Source organism: Rhodopirellula islandica (assembly GCF_001027925.1).
Classification (GTDB): Bacteria; Planctomycetota; Planctomycetia; order Pirellulales; family Pirellulaceae; genus Rhodopirellula; species Rhodopirellula islandica.
The window spans coordinates 362,028-381,060 of record NZ_LECT01000017.1 but is presented as its reverse complement, the minus strand read 5'-3'; the positions used below and the strand labels follow the sequence as shown (position 1 = coordinate 381,060).

Annotated in this window: 16 protein-coding genes; 6 read left to right on the top strand and 10 right to left on the bottom strand. The window is 57.4% G+C overall.

Annotated elements, in window-relative coordinates; genetic code table 11:
* The first annotated feature begins 4 nt into the window (after positions 1-4).
* A complete protein-coding gene (locus RISK_RS09900; RefSeq protein ID WP_173442642.1) occupies positions 5-955 on the top strand; it encodes an ABC transporter permease in 951 nt (316 codons plus the stop codon).
* 1,023 nt (positions 956-1,978) lie between these two features.
* Here the strand turns inward: RISK_RS09900 and RISK_RS32180 are convergent.
* The 8 genes from RISK_RS32180 to RISK_RS09855 all read right to left on the bottom strand — a co-directional run bounded on the left by RISK_RS32180 (position 1,979) and on the right by RISK_RS09855 (position 9,928).
* Positions 1,979-2,161 carry a hypothetical protein gene (locus tag RISK_RS32180; protein ID WP_047814072.1) on the bottom strand — a complete coding sequence of 61 codons (183 nt, stop codon included), beginning with the start codon at positions 2,159-2,161 and terminating at the stop codon, positions 1,979-1,981.
* A gap of 368 nt (positions 2,162-2,529) precedes the next feature.
* A complete protein-coding gene (locus RISK_RS09885; protein WP_047814071.1) occupies positions 2,530-3,834 on the bottom strand; it encodes a TAXI family TRAP transporter solute-binding subunit in 1,305 nt (434 codons plus the stop codon).
* A 158-nt stretch (positions 3,835-3,992) separates the two neighbouring features.
* The gene (locus RISK_RS09880) at positions 3,993-4,760 is read right to left on the bottom strand and encodes a proteasome-type protease (protein ID WP_047814070.1); all 768 of its coding nucleotides are present in this window, start codon (positions 4,758-4,760) and stop codon (positions 3,993-3,995) included.
* A complete protein-coding gene (locus RISK_RS09875) occupies positions 4,757-5,599 on the bottom strand; it encodes a transglutaminase-like domain-containing protein (protein WP_047814069.1) in 843 nt (280 codons plus the stop codon). Before RISK_RS09875 ends, RISK_RS09880 begins: the two co-directional genes overlap by 4 nt.
* Positions 5,596-5,973, bottom strand: a complete 378-nt coding sequence (locus tag RISK_RS09870; protein ID WP_047814068.1) for a response regulator — start codon at positions 5,971-5,973, stop codon at positions 5,596-5,598. The genes RISK_RS09875 and RISK_RS09870 overlap by 4 nt, the downstream gene beginning before the upstream one ends.
* Positions 5,970-7,931: an AI-2E family transporter gene (locus tag RISK_RS09865; RefSeq protein WP_047814067.1), complete on the bottom strand. Its 1,962-nt coding sequence runs from the start codon at positions 7,929-7,931 to the stop codon at positions 5,970-5,972. Before RISK_RS09865 ends, RISK_RS09870 begins: the two co-directional genes overlap by 4 nt.
* Positions 7,932-8,058: 127 nt before the next feature.
* Positions 8,059-8,928 (bottom strand): alpha/beta hydrolase family protein, encoded by an 870-nt coding sequence (locus RISK_RS09860; RefSeq protein ID WP_047814066.1) that lies wholly within the window; start codon positions 8,926-8,928, stop codon positions 8,059-8,061.
* A gap of 247 nt (positions 8,929-9,175) precedes the next feature.
* Positions 9,176-9,928 carry an SGNH/GDSL hydrolase family protein gene (locus RISK_RS09855; protein WP_047814065.1) on the bottom strand — a complete coding sequence of 251 codons (753 nt, stop codon included), beginning with the start codon at positions 9,926-9,928 and terminating at the stop codon, positions 9,176-9,178.
* A gap of 70 nt (positions 9,929-9,998) precedes the next feature.
* Here RISK_RS09855 and RISK_RS09850 point away from each other — a divergent pair, with 70 nt between their 5' ends.
* From RISK_RS09850 to cyaB, 3 genes are all read left to right on the top strand, one after another.
* Positions 9,999-11,126 (top strand): thiamine phosphate synthase, encoded by a 1,128-nt coding sequence (locus RISK_RS09850; RefSeq protein WP_047814064.1) that lies wholly within the window; start codon positions 9,999-10,001, stop codon positions 11,124-11,126.
* Positions 11,127-11,145: 19 nt separating this feature from the next.
* A complete protein-coding gene (locus RISK_RS09845; protein ID WP_047814063.1) occupies positions 11,146-12,030 on the top strand; it encodes a hypothetical protein in 885 nt (294 codons plus the stop codon).
* Between the two features lie 68 nt (positions 12,031-12,098).
* Complete coding sequence (cyaB, locus tag RISK_RS09840; RefSeq protein WP_047814062.1) at positions 12,099-12,665, top strand: class IV adenylate cyclase; 567 nt, start codon at positions 12,099-12,101, stop codon at positions 12,663-12,665.
* Here the strand turns inward: cyaB and RISK_RS09835 are convergent.
* Positions 12,651-13,394: an SDR family NAD(P)-dependent oxidoreductase gene (locus RISK_RS09835; RefSeq protein ID WP_047814208.1), complete on the bottom strand. Its 744-nt coding sequence runs from the start codon at positions 13,392-13,394 to the stop codon at positions 12,651-12,653. The two genes, cyaB and RISK_RS09835, sit on opposite strands and share 15 nt — an antisense overlap.
* 302 nt (positions 13,395-13,696) lie before the next feature.
* Here RISK_RS09835 and RISK_RS09830 point away from each other — a divergent pair, with 302 nt between their 5' ends.
* Complete coding sequence (locus tag RISK_RS09830; protein WP_047814061.1) at positions 13,697-14,032, top strand: hypothetical protein; 336 nt, start codon at positions 13,697-13,699, stop codon at positions 14,030-14,032.
* 513 nt (positions 14,033-14,545) lie between these two features.
* On the top strand, positions 14,546-15,319 hold the full coding sequence (locus tag RISK_RS09820) for a response regulator transcription factor (protein ID WP_047814207.1): 774 nt from the start codon (positions 14,546-14,548) through the stop codon (positions 15,317-15,319).
* A 231-nt stretch (positions 15,320-15,550) separates the two neighbouring features.
* On the opposite strand, the gene RISK_RS09810 is transcribed toward RISK_RS09820, so the two are convergent.
* Positions 15,551-18,997 (bottom strand): AsmA family protein, encoded by a 3,447-nt coding sequence (locus RISK_RS09810; RefSeq protein WP_047814058.1) that lies wholly within the window; start codon positions 18,995-18,997, stop codon positions 15,551-15,553.
* Positions 18,998-19,033 lie beyond the last annotated feature (36 nt).

Genomic DNA, 19,033 nt, shown 5'->3' with positions numbered 1-19,033 from the left:
TCCGATGCAGTCCAAATCAACAACGAACGAGGCGAAGCAAGGCAACCCTTCGATGGACGACCCGTGGATGAACGATTCGGAAACCCCGGAACGAGAAACCGGCTCTGAATGGATGCGATACGTTCGAGTGTTTGGGACGTTTGCTCGCAACAGCTTGGTTCGCGACATGACATTCCGCGCGAACTTCGTGATTGAGTGTGTGAGCAGCATCGGTTGGACACTGATGAACGTCGGCTTCTACCTGATCATCTTTCAGTTCACCGGATCAATCGGAGCGGACACCGGCTGGGATCGTGAGCGATTCTTCCTGTTCCTGGCCACGACCTGGTTCATCAATTCGATCGTGCAAGCGTTCTTCATGCCCAACGCCGAAGAATTCAGTGAGCTGATACGGACGGGCGGGCTGGACTTTGCCTTGCTGAAGCCGATTGACACGCAGTTTCTGATTTCGTTTCGAAGGGTCAGTTGGTCGTCATTGGCAAACTTCCTGGCGGGGTTGGTGATCGCGGGGGTGGCTTTGTCGAGGTTGGCCACGCGAGAGGTCGACCCGCACATACCGAGCGTGTTGTCGTTGGTGCTCTACGTGCTGTTCTGTATGTGCGGCGTCGTGATCATGTACAGCCTGATGATTTGTTTGTCGGCGACCAGCATTTGGTTGGGCCGGAACCAAACGCTCTACAACTTCTGGTTTTACATCACCAACTTCAGCCGTTACCCGATGGAAATCTACAACCGTGGTTGGGGCACGCCGATGTACGGCTTCTTCACCTTTGTGGTGCCGGTGTTGGTGGTCGTCAACGTTCCGGCTCGTTTGCTGGCCAAGCCGATCGATCCACGGACCAATGAAGAGTGGATGTTGGTCGGTTGGGCTTTGATCGCAACGGTGCTGAGCGTCACGTTCAGTCGCTGGGTGTTCCGACGAGCCCTGGGCAGCTACCGCAGCGCCAGTTCGTAGGTTCGTCATCGGGACGAACCGTCGTGCCCCGGTCGCACCCCAGGCCCCAGTGCACCCACGTACCAGTGCACCCACGTACCAGTGCAGTGACAGAGCAGAGGCGTCTCACACCCCGGTGAGCCGAAGGCCGTTCGGCCCGGTTATCACCCCGGCATCCCCGCCCTCGCCAACCTTCCCGCCAACCAAGACCTCGCCCCCGGTACTGAAACGCAACCGCGGCTAACGCCGTGCGGCTCACAAACCAGCGTCCTGTGAGCCGAAGGCCGTTAGGCCCGGTTATCAAGGCTCAGTGTCCCCGATGGCCTCAACCTTCCAGCCAACCAAGACCTCGCCCTCAGTGCTGAAACGCAACCGCGGCTAACGCCGTGCGGCTCACAAGACCAGCGTCCTGTGAGCCAAAGGCCGTTAGGCCCGGTTACCAACCCGGCATCCCCGCCCGCGCCAACCTTTCCGCCAACCAAGACCTCGCCCCCAGTACTCAAACGCAACCGCGGCTAACGCCGTGCGGCTCACAAACCAGCGTCCTGTGAGCCGAAGGCCGTTCGGCCCGGTTATCAAGGCTCAGTGTCCCCGATGTCCTCAACCTTCCCGCCAACCAGGACCTCGCCCCCGGTACTGAAACGCAACCGCGGCTAACGCCGAGCGGCTTACAAAGCCAGCGTCCTGTGAGCCGAAGGCCGTTCGGCCCGGTTACCAAGCCTCAGTGTCCTCTGTTGCGGAGGCTCACTTCTTGGTCACTTTCACGGTGCCCGGGGAGCTCGGCTTGGTGCTGCGCGTTCATCTGCCCTGAACACGGACTGATGCACTGCGACAGTGGGTAACGAATGAACCTCCATCAGTGCAGTTCACGACCGATTCAGCACAACCAGGATCTGAGCACGTGGCCCAGCATCGAAGAACTGCACTTGGAGCAAACCAACAACTGCGCCGGAGAGTACGAATCCGAAGCAAAGTTCAAGGGCGAATGGGGGAACGACTCGGTTCTCTTCACCGGGGATCTTGAACAGAGGACTTGAGCTTCGGCTAGGCGACGCGTTTTGATCCGCGACCAAGGATGTTTTCGGTGAGCGATTCGAGGCCGGCGTAGATGGAACCTTCGAGTCCAGTTCCTTCGGCGGCTGTTGCGAGCGTGTGACGGGCGTCGCGGAGTGTGAAGTAGGCAACGGGTGCAAACCCACCTGTCGCCGCTCCGCGGCTTGGAACCATTGCGGGTTCAACTGGGACCTCGGGTTAAAACCCGAGGCTGCCGTATGCCACCGCTCCGCGGTTTGGATGGAGAACATCTTGCCGGTTTGCAACGGGCGGAGTGAAGGCGTAGGCCAGGTCTCACCTGGCACCGAGCCGATGCTTGGGGACGAAGCGAGGCGTCCAGAAAACCTTCCATGGCGAGGGCGGTGTTCCCCGGCAATGAACCAGCGCCAGGTGGGACCTGGCCTACAAGCGGCAACGCGTCCGCCGTGAACCGGCGCGGTCGCGAGACCGTCGCCTGATTCGCCAAGAATTCGGACGCTCATCAACTCGCACCTCTGAATTCTGGCGAATCCAGCTACCGACTTGATAGACAATCGCCTGCTTTAGGTTCGCCCTGCGGTTGCCGCTGCTCGTTCGATCTCGGCCCGGCAGCGATGGATCATGTTCTGCAGGATCACAAAGGAATGGTCTGCGTCGAGTCGCTCCTCAATCAATTCCTGGCACGTGGTCGATTCGATTGCTTCCAGGTCTCGCAACGCGTCGCCAAAATTTGAAAATCCTTGGCTGCCCAGCGAATCAAGGATTTGTTGAACTCGACCGTAGTACACATCCACTCGGTTCTTGCGTTTCTGATCAATCCATTTCTTGAGCCCATGCAAGCCACTGGCAAGCAACAGCGCCACGGTGATCAACACCCCAATCGATTCAGCGTTCTCCGCCAAGTACCCGGGTTCGTTTCTGCGGAAGTAAGCCTCCGCACCGCGATGAAGTGGAAACTGCAGTTGAGTCTGACTGGACTGTTCATCGAGTCCGCTGAGGAGTGAAATCTTCCGTCCCAGGACCGCACGATGAGCGAAAAGGGTCTGCACCAAATCACTGGCAAGCTCTTCCTCCCAGCTCGCACGGCATGCCAGAACGGCGCCGATGCCGACCGAAGGCGTCGGGCTGGTCGGACTGCCTTCGTACGACATCAATGGAATTTCAGCAAACTCCGCGTGCGGGTAGTGCGTGCGGAACCCGTCAATGAATGCCCGCTCTGAAACGAAGGTTCCCTCGCTGTCCACGGCGCGGATTTGGATCGGCACCAGCTCAAATTCGGGGTTCGCAATCAAGTCTTGGATGATTTCCGATCCCAGCCCCACCAGAAAGAATGCCGCGTCGACGTCTCCCGAACGCAATGCCTCGGCGGAGTCGGAGAAACCCAAGTTCAGCTGCTGGCTGGTTGGAATTTGGACCCGAGAAAACCGCAGCAACGCTTCCACCAACGAATGGGTCCCGCCTGATTGCGAACCCAAGTTGGTGGGGTGTCCTGCCAAGTCGTTCAAGCATTGGATGCCGGCATCCTTTCGGCAAACCAAGTGCAACACTTCGGTGTACAGCATTGCCAAGCTGCGAACGCGTTCATCGGCGACGGCATCATTCTGCAAGATCGCAACGTCTGCCGTTCCGTTTTGCAGTCGGGTGACGTTCTCGTGGCTCCCCTCGCTGGAGACCACTTCACAGCGGACCGCCGGATGACGAGTGGCGTACGAGTCGCCAATTTCCTTTCCGACTTGAAAGTAGATGCCTTGCTCAGAGCCCGTCGAGATCACCACCGTCTGGTGCTGCGTGCCACCAGCCAAAGCAATCCAAGCCACCCAGCAAATGAGCCCTCCGAAAAGAGCCAGCAAGAAATTTGTCCAACTCATTCAGTCAACACCCAGCTCAGCCCTTCGCACGGATCATGTCCAGTGCAGTGTAGCAGTGCATTCTCGCAACGTGTTGCTCACTGACCTCGTACGGGAAAAGGTGGCAATCCTGACCCGTTTAAGACTGGGGCAAACGTTTGTCGCGGGAAAACAAACTGCTACTGGGGGGGTGGGTTCTGGTTGGGCTGGAAGACGTCTGGGGCAGGCGAGATGCCTAGCAATCCATCTGCCCATTGCATGGGCAGTTGGGCCAACGCGTCTGACAAGGTGGAGGACCACCACGCGGTTGTCGTTGCCAGGTCGCTTTCGGAGTAACGGGAGAACGTCGGCACCGTGGACTGATTTGGTAGGACCGCGATATCAAGGGGGTAATCCACATCGGTGACGCTGGTGCGAGTGGCATCGAAGGCGAGAAGTGCTAGTCCGACCGCAGATCGCAACGAGGTTTCGTAGGTCAACAAGCGGTCCAAGATTGGCTTGCCGTAGTACGTTCGTCCGATCACGAAATAGGGAGCATCCTCCGCCGCTTCGATCCAGTTGCCCTCTGGATAGACGTAGAACAACTGCGGGCTGAAATCCCCGGTCAGCCTCCCGCCAATGATCGCATGGGAGTTGAATTTGTGATTGGTCGATTGCAATGCCGCACCATCCTCGGCCTTCACACGACGGAGTTGCTCGCCAAATCGATTGACGAGTTGGTAGAGACGCTGAACATCAGCGGAGTCATTGCGAAGTGACTCATCCAAGTACGTGATCGCCTTGTCGCGGACGGACCGCAGCCCACTCGTCATCGTGAATAGGCTTTGCCCGTTGTGCTGGAACTCAGCCAATTTCTGTTTGTTGGACTGCTCGCTACCGCGAACGATTCGCGTGTCTGCCAGCGCGACGATCCCCTCTCGGACCTTGATCCCGATGCAAAATGTCATGCGCTGCTGACCGCCGTTTCAACATTGGATGGGTCGAGTAGTCCATCGTCAGGCAGTAGATTCACTGCCGAAACTTCCATCTCAACACTCTTCGCACTGCCGCGAATGGTGCTGAACGCCACGTCGGCGGCGTCACGGCCGGTGCTGATTCGAACGAAGCCACCGACGGGTGCGAGTCGTGTTGCGTCGAACAAAAACCAACGGCCGTCAAGGTAGGCCTCGAAGAACCCGTGGAAGTCCGGCGGGTTCAAGTTGACGGCATAGCCGGCGACGTAGCGTGCCGGGATTCCCATGGCTCGGCACAGGCTGATCGCAACGTGGGAGAAGTCACGGCAAACCCCCTGTTTCAGCTGCAGCACATCGCAAGCCGTTGACGTTGGACCGGTGCTGCCCGGGGTGTATGACAATTCGTTGTAAGTCCAATTGCAGATCGCCGTCACACGCGAATAGCCCGGCAGCAAATTGCCAAACTCTTGCATGGCAAAGTCCAGGAGTTCGTCCGATTCGCAATAGCGACTTGGATTGAGGTAGGTCAGCACGTCGGCTGGCAATTGCTCATAAGGGGTTTCACCGACGTCAGTCGCTTCGACTTGCTCCGCGTTCAGGTTGACCGTGGCGTTGTAACGAATCGTCAAGTCGCCAGGTGGGACCGACAGTCGAACGAGACGGTTTCCCAGCTGACTGACAGCACACTCATGGATTTCATGAAACGGTTCGACGATGAACGCTTCGTCGACAATCGGTTGGTGCTCGTTTTGGGCAACCGAAATGTTGAATAGAAAGGTGGTGGGTGACTTGACTTGATAGACGATTCGGCTTCCGACTTTGATTTGATTCATGATGCGCTCGTTTCTCCTAAGAGGGATGTGATTTGATCGAATAGTTTGTTGAAGTCGACTGGTTTCGGATGAAAAGCATCGCAGCCGGCTGCTTTCGCTCGTTCTTCATCGTCGGGCAACGCATAGGCTGTCAACGCGATCACAGGAATGCGTTGCTCAGGGTCTGCAGCACGGATCTGGATGGTCGCTTCGATGCCATCCAGTTCGGGCATGTTGATGTCCATCAAGATTAACGCGGGGGCCGTTTGGGCACAGGCGAGGACCGCTTCCAATCCATTGTTGGCGGTGGCCACTGCAAATCCCTGTCCACGAAGCTTTCGGCTGACGAGATCGCGAATGTCGTGGTTGTCTTCCACCAGAAGGATGGTCGTCATGAGGTCGTCTGGGGTTGAGGGAAGGAGGTGCTTGTTTGACGGGCGTGTCGCTGAGTGATGGAGACCAATTTGCTGTGCGTTTGTGAATACGAAGTTGTCATCGCTGTCGCCCCCGCCTTGCGGAACTTGACGAAGAGTTTGTCGAAGTTTTTGAACTTACCGAGGCAGGCGATCACGACCGCTCCCGAGTAGCCTTCGCTGCGAATGGCTTTGCAGAGGTAGCGGGCTTGAACAAAGCCACCTTTGGGAAGGACTGCGATGACCACGGCAAGCGGTTTGGCGTCGGCAATCATGCGAGCAATCTCTTGCGGCATCATGTCGTCCTCCACCCCGTCGAGTTGATAATACGCTCGGCCGCCGAGTCGGAGTAGTTTCAGGACGAGCGTTTCGCTGTGGTGGTGGGAGTTGGTGCCGATGATTCGACTTTGGGGCTCCACGCTGGGCGTTTCGGTTGGTTCCTCTGCATCCAGTTGCGAACGGAGCGCGAGGGAGACGCGGTCGTCTAACTCCGGGATCATCCCAGCAACCATCTCAAAAAGTCGGTCGGCGTCGGAATCGCTCAGGTTTTCCGCGTCGTGGTCGGTTCGAATTCGTTTGAGTGCAGGCAGGACAACGTCATCGCAGGCTTCCTCCAAACCCTCCGCTTCGAAATGATCGAACAGGATTTCGTGGGCTCGGTGCTCGTCGAACGCGAGGAGTCGCTGGTAGAAACGAATCGACGGCTTGATTTCAACGTCTTCCCCCAGGAGTGTCGCAATGATCTTGAAACGAGGCACGTAGCGTCCCAGAACAACCAAGCAGACAGTCAACGGGGTGGAAAGCAGCAGGCCCACGGGGCCCCACAGCCAACCCCAAAAGACGGCCGCGACAATCACCGCGACAGCGGAAATGCCGGTGCTGGTTCCATACAACCATGGTTCAATGACATTGTTGCTGACCAGTTCCAGGGTGGTGATGAGCGCCACAACCGCCAGAAAGACGCTGTAACCAGGGAAGACCGAAAGGGCGATCGCGGAGGGGAAAATTGCGGCAGCGGTGGGGCCGAGGTACGGCACGAACCGCAAGCACGTCGCCAACACGCCCCACAAAATGGCATTGGGAAACGCTCCGTCTTCGGTCATGGTCAACCCGATGATGGAAAGCCCGATCGCCAACACGAATCCATAGCTGGTGTTGATGATCGTTTGGGCGACCAAGTATCGACTGATGCGGCCGGCAGCCTCATCGAGGGCTTCTGTCGTCGTGACATAATTGCCATGACTGACCACCGCTATCATTCGGTCCCGTAAGTCTTCACGATGGATCAGCATGAACAACGCGAACACCGTCACCAGGCCAGCGGTCGCGAGTGGTCCCAGCAAGGTCCCAGCGGTCGAAGCCCAGGACGCCAGCGGCAAGGCTTCTTCGACGGATTGAACGTAGAGGGGGCTCTTGGCTGTTGTCCCATCGTTGGGGAGATCGCTGGGAGCCACTTTGGTTGGCAGGAGCTTGTCAGTCCACTGCTGAAAAATGGTTTGGTCTTCAGCGATCTGGTCTGTGGCTTCCTGGCGGGGGTCGGCATCCTTGACCATGGCCTGAGTGACCTCATCGGCCAGATTGTCCAGTTCGCCTCCCATGCCGGTCGTCATGCCCGCGATGCTGCGAGCCTTCGAAACGAGCTCGTCTTTGTGGGTTGGAAGGTCGCCGACCAGGTTGGTTAATTCGCGGCCAAGTAGCGTGAACGTGCCAGCGAGCAAAACGAATGCAAAGGCCGCCGTGATCACAACGGCTGGGATGTTAGGAATGCCCCATCGCTGCAAGCGATCGACGATCGGGGTGAGCAGAAACGACAGCAATAACCCGAGTGCGAGTGGAATGAACACGTCGCGAGCAAAGAACAAAGCGGCAACGGTCAACACAACTGCTAGCAACTGAGCGACCGCCGCAATGGTGGCAAGATCGGATTTAGTTTTTGCCATTCATGCGTTCAGGTTGAAAGGGCGATCGTTCGGGAAAACAGGACCCTTTTCAACTACGCAAAGCATGTACCCATTTCTTCAGACATTGAGAAATGTCACTCCCAGGGCAGCGCGAGACGAAGCTGGGTCAGGGTTTTTCGGTGAGATGAGTGACAAACCAATCCACCATCGCGTCGGTCGCCTGCTTTGCGTCTTCGCCTCCAAACCCGTGACCTGCGTTTTCGAACTCGATCAATTTCGTCTCGACGTTTGCTTTTTCGAACGCCACCAGGATCTTGCGACTGTGCGAGATCGGAACCAATTCATCTTTGGCTCCTGCGAGCAACAGTGTCGGTGCGTCGTCGGGCGTGACGTGAACGATCGGTGAGTCAGGTTCCGCCGTGTTTGCATCGATCTCCAATGCCGGAAAACGCTCATAAGCAGCCAGCCGGTCCGGCGCGTCCATGGCCATGATTCGCAGGTCAGTGGGAGCCACGTAAGCAACCACGGCTTGGACACGATCGCTGACTTGGTCGACGGGGTCTTTGGAGTCGGCGTTTCCTTCATCGGATGCCGTTCCGAGCATCAGTGACAAATGCCCTCCCGCACTCATGCCGAACACGCCGATTCGATCCGGATCGACTTGGTAGGCCTCTGCATTCAGCCGAATGAAACGCACGCTGCGACGAACATCCGCAACCGCTTCGGCGATGGAAAACCTGGGACTACTGCCGTGTCGCACGGCGAAGACAGTGAACCCTTGGTCGGTCAACGGTTTGAACCGGGGTTGGATTTGTTCCGGTGGTGACCAGCTGGAGTACCAGCCGCCGCTGACCATGAACAGCACCGCCGCTCCGTTGGCGTTCTGAGCTGGTGTGAACACGTCAAAAGTCGTTGCCAAGCCAAACTTGTGTCCGTAGACAACATCCGGCTTGATCATCACCTCCTCGGCACGGATGAGAGACGGGGCCAAGAGTGAGAGCACAGCCAGCACAGTGGAAAAGACAGTCAATCGCATTGGGAAACCAGAATGGAGGGAACGGATGCCAAGTTGTAAAACGCCGTCGGGACCGCCCTGGATTGATGCCGGAAGGCTTTCTTTTAAATCCGCAATGCGGGCTATGCAGGTCGGCAGGAGTCGTTCGGCCTTTAGAATGTGATGGCAAACGTGGTTGCTTCCACGTCCAACCGGGGCTAACGCCCAAACGGCTCACCTGGTGATTTCCGATCATTCCTGCCGACCTGCTTCGTTCCCAATTGTCAGGTCATTGCTGGAGTGCTGCTGAGACGACTTCGGCGACGTGTTCGCCGAGCAATTTTGATCCCGCCTGTGTGTAGTGCACGTTGGCTTTGCGTTGCATGGAGGCATGCTTCATCGCAACCTCATAAAAGGGATCGGTTTGAATGCCTCCAATGGATTCCATGACCTGGGCGGCGGCTTCGTTGTAGCGTGGGCCATCTTCCGCCAGTCGACCCTGGGATCCTTCGGGGACCGGAGTGGTCTCGCGCCAAATCACGGTTGCGCCAGTTGCTTTTAACTTTTTCGCGATGGTTTCGAGGTTGGCGGAGTACTCTTCGAGTGGGACTTGTCGTTTGCTGGTCGGCAGTTTGGGATCGGCCAAACTCTTGCCATTGGGGCCCATGAATTTGAGATCGTGCAAGCCAAAGTTGAAGTGGATGACATCCCACTTACGATCACCCAACCAGCGGTCGAGTTGTTCCAGCCCGCGGGTGGTGGGGCCGCAGTTCGTGTTGGGGCGGAAGACGTTTGCTGTGCCTTCGAGGGCTCGTCGGGCGTCCAACATGTAGCCAATCGAAATGGAATCGCCGATCAACAGAACGTTGGGGAGGGCCGGATCGATTTGGGGTGGCGCAAACGGGTCGTTCGCACGTGCTTGACGTGGCGAAGACTTTTGGGTCGGTTGATCGGCGTGTCCGACGGCGAGGAAACCGAACGGTAGGAAAGCAGCGATCGAAATAATGGCTGCGGTGGAAAACCGGAGGCGGGAGATGGACATGGCGGGGCGGTCAGTGGGAAGGGGCGAAGGTGGGATCCATGTGGAATAAACAGAGCGAGCAACGAGACGAATGACGAATGCCGAATCCAGAACCGTGTTGCGAATCTTGGATGCCAATGCAAATCGCGCTGGCGAAGGGCTTCGGACGCTCGAGGAGTCCGCTCGCTTCATCTTAGACGATCTTTGTCTGACGGATTGCCTGAAGACGCACCGCCATGATTTGGCGGTCGCGATGGGGCGGTGGAACCGGTTGCAACTGATCGATTCTCGTGACACGCCGGGGGACGTTGGCACACAAGTGACAACCGCAAGTGAGCAGTCGCGAGCGGACCTTTCTGCGGTGATTGCGGCCGCGACGACTCGGACTCAGCAAGCTCTGCGGTGCCTGGAAGAGTATGGGAAAACCAGCGACCCTGCGTTTGCTGCGAGGATCGAATCGATTCGTTACCAGTGTTACGCCACGTTCCGGGAATTGGAACTGAAGATGGCTGGTTCGAACACGCGTTCGCGAAAGTTACGCGACGCGAGGTTGTATGCCTTGATCGCGTGCGAGCCCAATGCGGATCGTTTGGAAGCCCGGATTGCTGAGTTGGCCGATGCCCAAGTCGATGTGATTCAGCTCCGTGATCCAAGCGTCGACGATCGGACTTTGTTTGAACAAGCAAGGATTGGGGCGGCCATCGCCAAGCAGCGGGAAGTGCTGTGGATCATCAACGACCGGGCCGACATCGCTGTGGCGGCGGACGCGGATGGAGTGCATGTCGGGCAAGAAGAGGTGCCGGTGGATGCGCTTCGCGGCGTGATGGGCAGGGAACGCTTGATCGGGCTGTCAACGCACGACATCGAACAAGTTCACGCGGCCGCTCGCACCACGGCCGATTACATCGGCTGCGGACCAACGTTCCCCGGCAAGACGAAGTCGTTCGATCACTTTCCCGGCTGTGTGTTCTTGAAGCAGGTCAGTGATGCGGAGCAAACCGGAGAACTTGCCTTGCCCGCCTTCGCGATTGGTGGCATTGGGCTGGACAATGTGGAGCAAGTGTCGCAGGCCGGGATCGGGCGCGTTGCGGTCACAGGAGCTTTGGCATCTCATGAAGGGCTGCGTCAAACGGCATCGACGATGCGAGAAATCCTGGAACGGGTTCCGTTCCGTTTGACTGCCGACTCAGAAGCGGTCGGTTCCGTTCTGGAACGCTAACCACAGGGGAACGTCGAGGATGAGTCATCCATGTCTGTTTTTGCTGAAGTTGTCTGCGTGCGTGTTGGTTGCGATCGCATTGTCAAGTTGCGTTCCTGCGGAGGAACCCTCGTTCGTTTCGGTCGAGTTGGTTGACAAGGAACTGAACGAGAGCAGCGGGTTGGTGTTTTCGTTGAAGGACCCAAGTTGCATCTGGTCCCACAACGATTCCGGAGATCGTGCCCGGTTGTTTGCGTTCGATGCCAAGACTGGGCAAGCGACGGGGCAATGGCAGTTCCCGGGTGTCGTGGCGGTTGATTGGGAAGACCTCGCCATGCTGCCGCCGAGCCAACCCGGCGGACCGGCGAGATTGGTGATCGCGGATTGCGGGGACAACCAAGCCAAACGTGGCCAGATCGAGCTGCTGGTGGTCGATGAGATGGATCCCCGGCAGTCTGGCGAGATCCAGCGTGAACAGGTTCGCTTGGTTCGCGTCACCTATCCCGATGGGGCTCATGATTGCGAGGCGATATGGTTCGACGAACCCTCGCAAGAGTTGATGTTGCTGTGCAAACGATTCGTGCCATGGGTGGGGCTGTATCGAGTGCCCTTGTTCAACGAGACGACCGGCCAACTGAACCAAAAAGTCACCGCGGAGTTGGTGACTCAAGTGCCGATTGCGTTGGCGACGGCAGCGGATCGAGATGCCAGAACAGGCGACGTGTGGGTTGCGACGTATTGGCAAGCGATGAAGTTTTCCAAGGCCGATCACGCCTCGTTGGAAGACCAAATGGCACAAACGCCCACCGCAATTGATCTGCCCAAATTGAAACAGGTGGAAGCGATTTCGGTCGATTCACAATCAGGGGTGTGGGTGACCAGCGAAGGTGCTCCGGCACCATTGGTTCAGCTGAATGTTCCCTGACTGGACAACGCCACTTTGAAACAGCGACACGAATCCAATTGCAAATTCTTACAAGTGAAGGAACAGGAATGTTTGAAGTCGAATTGAAATTTCGCGTCGGCAATGTCGACGAACTCCGAGAGCGACTGGCGGAGAACGATGCGGTTCTGGTGTCGGAAAATGAAAACCAAGACACCTATTACAATCATCCGTCGCGTGACTTCGCCGAATCGGGGGAAGCGTTGCGAGTCCGGCGAATCGATGGCACGCCATTGGTGACCTACAAAGGTTCCAAGCGACCGGGGGCGGTGAAGGCTCGCGAGGAACTGGAATGGCGCTTGGATCCAGGCGATCCGACGGGGGAGTCCATGGAGACGTTGTTCGATCGACTTGGTTTTCAGAAGGTTGCAACGGTGACCAAGCAACGAGAAACGTTTCACCTGGGATCAACCGATCCGATGACCGTCACGATTGATCGTGTGGATGGGCTGGGCGAGTTTGCCGAAATTGAACGTGTGTTGCATGAACGTTCGCCCAGCGACGAGGCGGTGGAAACAGCTCGGTCGGAAGTCGTGGGCTTGGCCACAGCCTTGGGACTGGATGCACCGGAGTCGAGAAGCTACTTGCGAATGCAACTGGAATTATCGGGTGGCTGATTTGATGGAGCTCAGTCCGCCATCGACTGCGATGTCCTGGCCAGTGATCCAGGCGTTTTCGGGAGCCAGCAGCCACGCAATCATCGAGGCGATGTCCTCGGGTTGGCCGAGTCGCCCCAGCGGGTGCATGGATCGGCTGGCTTCCGCCGAACGTTCATTCTGCCAGACCCGGGCGGTCAATTCGGTCTCGACCAAACCGGGGGCAACCGTGTTGATGCGGACGTTGCCGGCCGCATAAGTCGCGGCTGCTGCGCGGGCCATGGCGGCAACTCCCGCCTTGGCAGCGGCGATGGCTTCGTGGCTGGTTAACCCGATTGCTGCGCCGCCGCTGGACATCAACACGATCGAACCACCGCCCTGTTTTTTTAAACGTGGGGCGATCGTCCGGACCAACCCAAAGGCGGTGATCAGATTGGCTTCGAGCACAGATTGAAGATCCTCTTTGCTGGTCAAGTGAGCTGGCTTGAGTAGGATCGAACCGGCCAAATTCGCTGCACCATCGAGTCCGCCAAAGTGTTCGATTGCGTAGTCAGCGACGCCAGCCAATCCGTCCCAATCGGTTGCATCACAAACCTGGAAAGGCTGTTGGAGTTCGTTTGCGAGCGTTTGCAGGTTGGATTCATTTCTGCCGACCAGCATCACTCGGTGACCATCCGAAACGAGCTGTTTGCAAAGCGCAGTTCCGATGCCGCCGCTGGCACCAACGATCATGTAGTTGGACGATGTCATTTGGATGGATTGCGTCTGTGGTTGGAATTGGTAGGACTGATTCACAATAGGAGAACGGCAAATGACGATTGACCGCCAGTCCGATGCGCTGGTCTGCGACGAATGTTCGGACGAAAGGTCTTTCACCGGTCACGCCTGTCAAAGCGGCGGTTCCGTGTGATCGTTGGATGTTCGGGTTCGGAACGTCTGCGGTCGATAACAAATTCATGGCACCGATGAAATCAGCTTCGCGGCGGTGACCTCCCCTGAATCGCCGCCATCGGATTGATTTGCTTTCACCTCTCCAACGGAATGATTCCGCCATGACGAAAAAAGACACCTTTCGCGTCGTTGCTCGCGGTAGTGACGGTTCGCTTCAAATTCGCGACTACGTTTCTCTGGATCCTTTGACGGATTTCCATGAGCAAGTCGGCGTGGACGACTGCAGCACCGACTTGGCTCTGCGGGGCATGCCTATCTTTCGTGGCCTGATCGGCCCCATGCCGGAAGGCAAGAACATCGTTCGCTACGAGACGCCAGAGGTGTTTGAAATGCTGACGAAGGAGTGGGGCATTACAAAGCCGAAGAAACGTCGTCGGCGTGCGAGCGATAAAAAGCCAGTCGAAGCGTCGAGTGAGTCAGGCGAACTGGTTTCTTAGTGGAAGCCGCCTCCACTGACGGCACCGTGGCAGCGCCGCTCGAAACATCGAGCGGCCGCTGGCAGTCGCAATTCCTGTTGCAGCAGGTTCGCTGAACGACTGAGCCTGCTGCCAGTCTTTTCGTCCACCGAAGAGTGTCCCTCGGGATGCTTCTCCGACGCTGCTCTCCCGCGCCGAACTTGTCTCGCGGTCGAAGCAAACTGGTTCCGCCGATCCAGTTGCTGCAGCGACATCTTGCCTGAGTGATTCCAGTCAGGCACACCCGTGGGAACGTTGAGGGACGCCTCAACATGAAAGTCTGTGCACCGGTTCCAGGTGCATTCACTTTCGGTTCTCACCGTCTCAGTGCGATATTGCGCACGGTAATGCGGGAAAAGAAGCCGTTACCGAACCGGGGGGCTGTGCTAGCCTCAGATGGCTGGCCCGAATCACCGCTTTTTTGAGTGGGGGGATAGCTCGTCATTTGACGGTTTTTGTATGTGATATCCCATCTGAATGGGAAGGGGCTTGAACTTGATTGATTCCACGAATGAGCGTGCGGGTGTGTGTTTGCTGGCCCGGAAGTCGATGGGGGAGGCGACGTCGGTCGACCTGAGAGCGCTGATCGAGTCCGACTCCGATTGGGGCTTGGTGCAGTGTTCTTCCAGCGATCAGCTGCTGGAATGGATCGCTGGCGATCGACTCCAGCGGCCGGGATGTTTGGTCGTGGATGTCGAATTGATCGGCGACGGTTTCCAGCGTGTGCAAAAGGCATTGTCAGATTCGAATTGCAGTGTGCCGCTGATTTTAGTCGCAGGTGAACTGCCGATTGAAACGGTGATTCACGCCTTTGAGAAAGGTGCATGGAGTGTCGTTCTAAAATCGGCGGACGGCGTTCAAAAGTTCAGTGGCTCACTCCGGGATCATATCCACCAAGCGATTGACTGGGATGGTTTTCAGGTTGGGTTGGAAAAGGCCCATCGCAAACGCAACCGAATTTTGGAAGGTTTGACGGAGCGGCAACGCAAGGTGCTCAACTGTGTGATGGACGGGATGCCAACCAAAGCCATCGCAGCCAACTACAAGGTTTCCAAACGTCTGATTGAGTTCGAACGCAGCCACTTGTTGTCAGCGTTTGGTGTGGCCGGAACCGCAGAGCTGACGGCAGTGGTGGGCGAGCATCGAATCATTGAGCAGCTCTTGGGGCGCTATCGACGGGTCGACTATGCCACTCAAGGGCGTACATTCCAACGGCCAATGGTCCTGCGCGGCTCCGTATCAAGAACTCCAGTCCAGGCAGACGACTAGTATTTTATCCTTCCAAAACTCGATCAGGGTTAACCGGGGCAGATCGAAGGGCCTGAGCTTGTCTTATCGCTCGACGATCGGGAGACCTTGGTCGAGTCTTTGGTTGGATGGTCGGTCGCGTTTCTGATTCGCAGTCGCGTTTTTGATTCGCAACTGTCCAGCTGCTCTCGGTGCAGAAGAGTGGTTTTCGCATCCACTCGATTTGCTATGACGACAGTTTCTTGCGTCGCGCTATCGGTTGACGTTCCCACCATCGGCGGTGGTCGAACGCACCATGCCTGGGAACCAATCCTCCATGGTTTGCGTGATCCCGCTGAGTGATTTCCGGCGGATCGTCGGCGCTTCGATTGGGCCATCGACTTCGATCGTCCACAGTGTGTAACGGTTGTCACGCAGCGGATTGACGACCTTGCTGAACAGGTTCTGCGGGCTGACGCGAGTGTTGAAGGACATGTCCAGGTGTTCGCGGCGGCTGAGCGTTCCACCGCCCTCCAAGGCGACCAGATCGCCCCAGAGCACCAGGCGATTGAAGTTCAAGTCTTCGCCGAAGATGGAGAATTCCGTTTCGCCGTTGGTGAAAGCAACGTCTTCCGTGGCTTTGATGCGTAGCAAGTTCAGGACCTGAACGAGATAGGGCAACTGATACAGGTTGGCGCCGCTGACACTGCCTCGACCATTTCCTTTGAGCAGATCCAAATCGCCCAAGCGACCTTCCAAGTGAGAGTCGCCGTCAAAGCGTCCCGTGATCCCGGTGCGGTGCTGGCCAATTTCAGACAGGCAGGTTGCGATCTGTGCGTTCGCGAGCGAGGCGTCAATTTCAAAGTCGCCGCTTGAGAGGAGCACGCCTCCGCTGAGGCTGAGTTTGCCGCCGAACAAGGCACCCACGATCGGGACGCCGCTGCCGTTGGGCTCCGGATTGGGGGAAGGCAGTCGAGCGTTTTCACCCAGTCGAAGTTGCTCGTTGGTGATCGAGAACGGGCCACGCAATGAGGTGATTTGCAGTCCGTAGGCGTGCATGGAATCCAGGGCGATGTTTCCAACCGCTTGCAGCACTTCTGCATCACGAACGCCTTGAACTTGGATTTCACCACGAAGCGAATGAACCGGGCCGACATCCGCAATTCGGTTGCCTTCGAGTTGCAGCAGCAGATCCCAGTCGATCAACGGCGTCGAAGTGTCGTCATTGGCCATCAACAGATTGGTTTTCCCTCGAAGGCTGATGGGACCGCGTAAATCGAGGGCTCGGAGTGCTTTGCCCACTTGTTCGGGCATCGCCGCAATCAATTCTTCATCGGGTACCAAACGGCAGCCACTGTGCAGGTCCATCGCGAGCAACCAGCGTCCCGATGGGTGCTGTGTGCAGGTGCCATCGGCAACCATCCGGGATCCATCGTGGCGGCCTTGAAGGTTGCTGATTCGGACTTGGTTGTCTCTGTATTCGACGTGGCCACCGACGATGTCGATGCGATAGGGAACCGCCACCGGGCGAAGGCTCAGTGAATCCGGCGTCACTTGCCCAGACGCAATTTGGTTGGCGACCAAAGTCAGGTCCAGTGGTTCGATTCCGGATTGATGGATGTGGGCATCCAGTTGGTCCAGTGTTCCACCAGGTGACAGGGAGTCCCAAATGTGGCGAGTCGACTCGGGGAGTGACACCCGAAGCGATTGGTCCATCGAGAGGTCGGCGACTTGGAAACGCAGGTTCAGCTCCGAATCGGAAAGCGTCCCTGGTTCTTGGTTGGGAATGTGGTACAGCCCTTCGCATTCCACTTTGGCTGATCCCGCGTTGTTGGCGGTGAAGCCAATGATGCGAACCAAGTCATCCTCGATTTTGACGCGGCCTTTGACGTTGTACAGCGGGTAAGGGAACTTGTCGTAGCGAAGCGTTCCACCCGAGACACCGAAATCAAACTGACGGGATGAGTTGCCTTGGGGATCGGTTTCGAGGGTGGCGGTAGCCCATTCGATCGCCCCCCGTGGTCGCAAGGAGCGAACAAATTGCTCCACTTTTGAGAAGGATCGCGACGTGCTGGTTTCGGTCAGCGGACCCGGAACGGTGGCCATCATGGGGGCCTTGGGATCGCTCTGGCGAGACTCACGCGGGGTCAAGGAAGAGATCAGGGCGTCATCGATCAGAACCGCGCCTTCGGTTTGGATTTTGATCTGTTTGGTATGAACCCGGGGCGAATCAGGATCAATGTGGACGGGAACACGAAAATCACAAATCAATCGCTGGCCACCGGCGCGGCCGGTGAGTTGTTCGGCGGTCGCGAACCCGTCTTCGATCCGGATCGTGCCGACCAGTTGCTCGACAGGGTACGGGAATTTGTCGAATTGAACGTCGACGCCACGCACATCCACCTTCGATTGCAACTCCCAAGCTTTGGATCGCAGGGGCGCGGGGTTGGTCGCGTGTGCTGTCAGGTTCAAGCGGCCGCGAGCCTGGAACTTTTGCCACAGCGCGTGCAGTTTGCTCGGCATCACTTCCGCGAAGGAGCGATCCAGGGTCAGGCCTTCTCCGGTGAAATGCAGGTCGGTGGCACCCAGATCAAAACTGGTTTGGGATTGGCGAACCAAGGCAGCGGATCCACGGAGGGTGCAAAACGCTTCCCCAAATTGGGCTTGGGTCGGAAACAGCTTGATTTCTTGGGGAGTGATCTGAATCCGTCCGCGAGCCTGACGGATTTTGGATGGCAAGCGAGGGTCGTCCAGGTTGCCATCGTGCAAGTTCAGATCGAGATGGAATTGGTCTTGGTCGTTTTGCCGGGTGTACTCGGCGGTCAAGTCGCCATGCAGACTGACACGCGCCTTGGCGGGCAACCACTGGGCGATTCGTGAGCGGACCCTGGCGATCACTGCGTCGTCGATGTGGCAGTCCTTGATGGCCGTCTTGATTCGCAATTGTCGGTTGGTTCCGTCGATCACATTGTCGAACGCCAGTTCAATGGGGCCACTGAAATTGCTGTCTCCGCGAGCGAAAACCAGTTTGCGTTCGGAGGCTTTTCCCGAGATCAAGGTGGTTTCGACGTCGGATGTCTCGGTGGAGATCGCGATGTCGGACCATCGAAGCTGGAGCGGTTGCATGGCAGCCGACATCTGAGCCGGATTCGCGTCGCCTCGATCGGTGTCCCCGGAAGAACTCGCGTCGAAGGTCACGTTTGTCACGACCCCATACAGATCAATTTGTGGGCAGGCCGGTCCCATTTGTGGCAGCGGAAAAAGCGATGCCAACGAGAGCGTGTTGTCGTGGGCGACATGCAGATTCGCGTTGACGCCCTCGACCGCGATGCGGCGGGTGGAAAGTGGGCTGTCGCCAGCCATCCATTTTTGTGGGTCGAGGTCCGCGAAAACGGTCAGGCGGTCGACCTTGACCGCCGGTTGCTGCGACCACCACTTGGAAACCAGGTTGGGACGACTGGTTTTCGGAGAGATTTCGATCGACTCAAAGACCAGGCCGGTGCCGGGTTGGAAGGTGCCACGCTGGATGGTGACATCCCAATCTTGGTAGTGGGCGTCCAGCTTCTTTTCGAGGTAGCGTCGGGCCTGTTCCCCAACGGTTTGCGGCAACAAGGATCGGACCAGGAAGACGGTCAACACGCATGTGATGATCAGCACCACTGCCGTTTTGAAACGGCCGGCTTTGCGGCGAGGCGGGTGTTCCTGACCAAGTTCGGCCAAAAGGTTGTCTCCTCCTTGAGACAATGATGAGCTAGC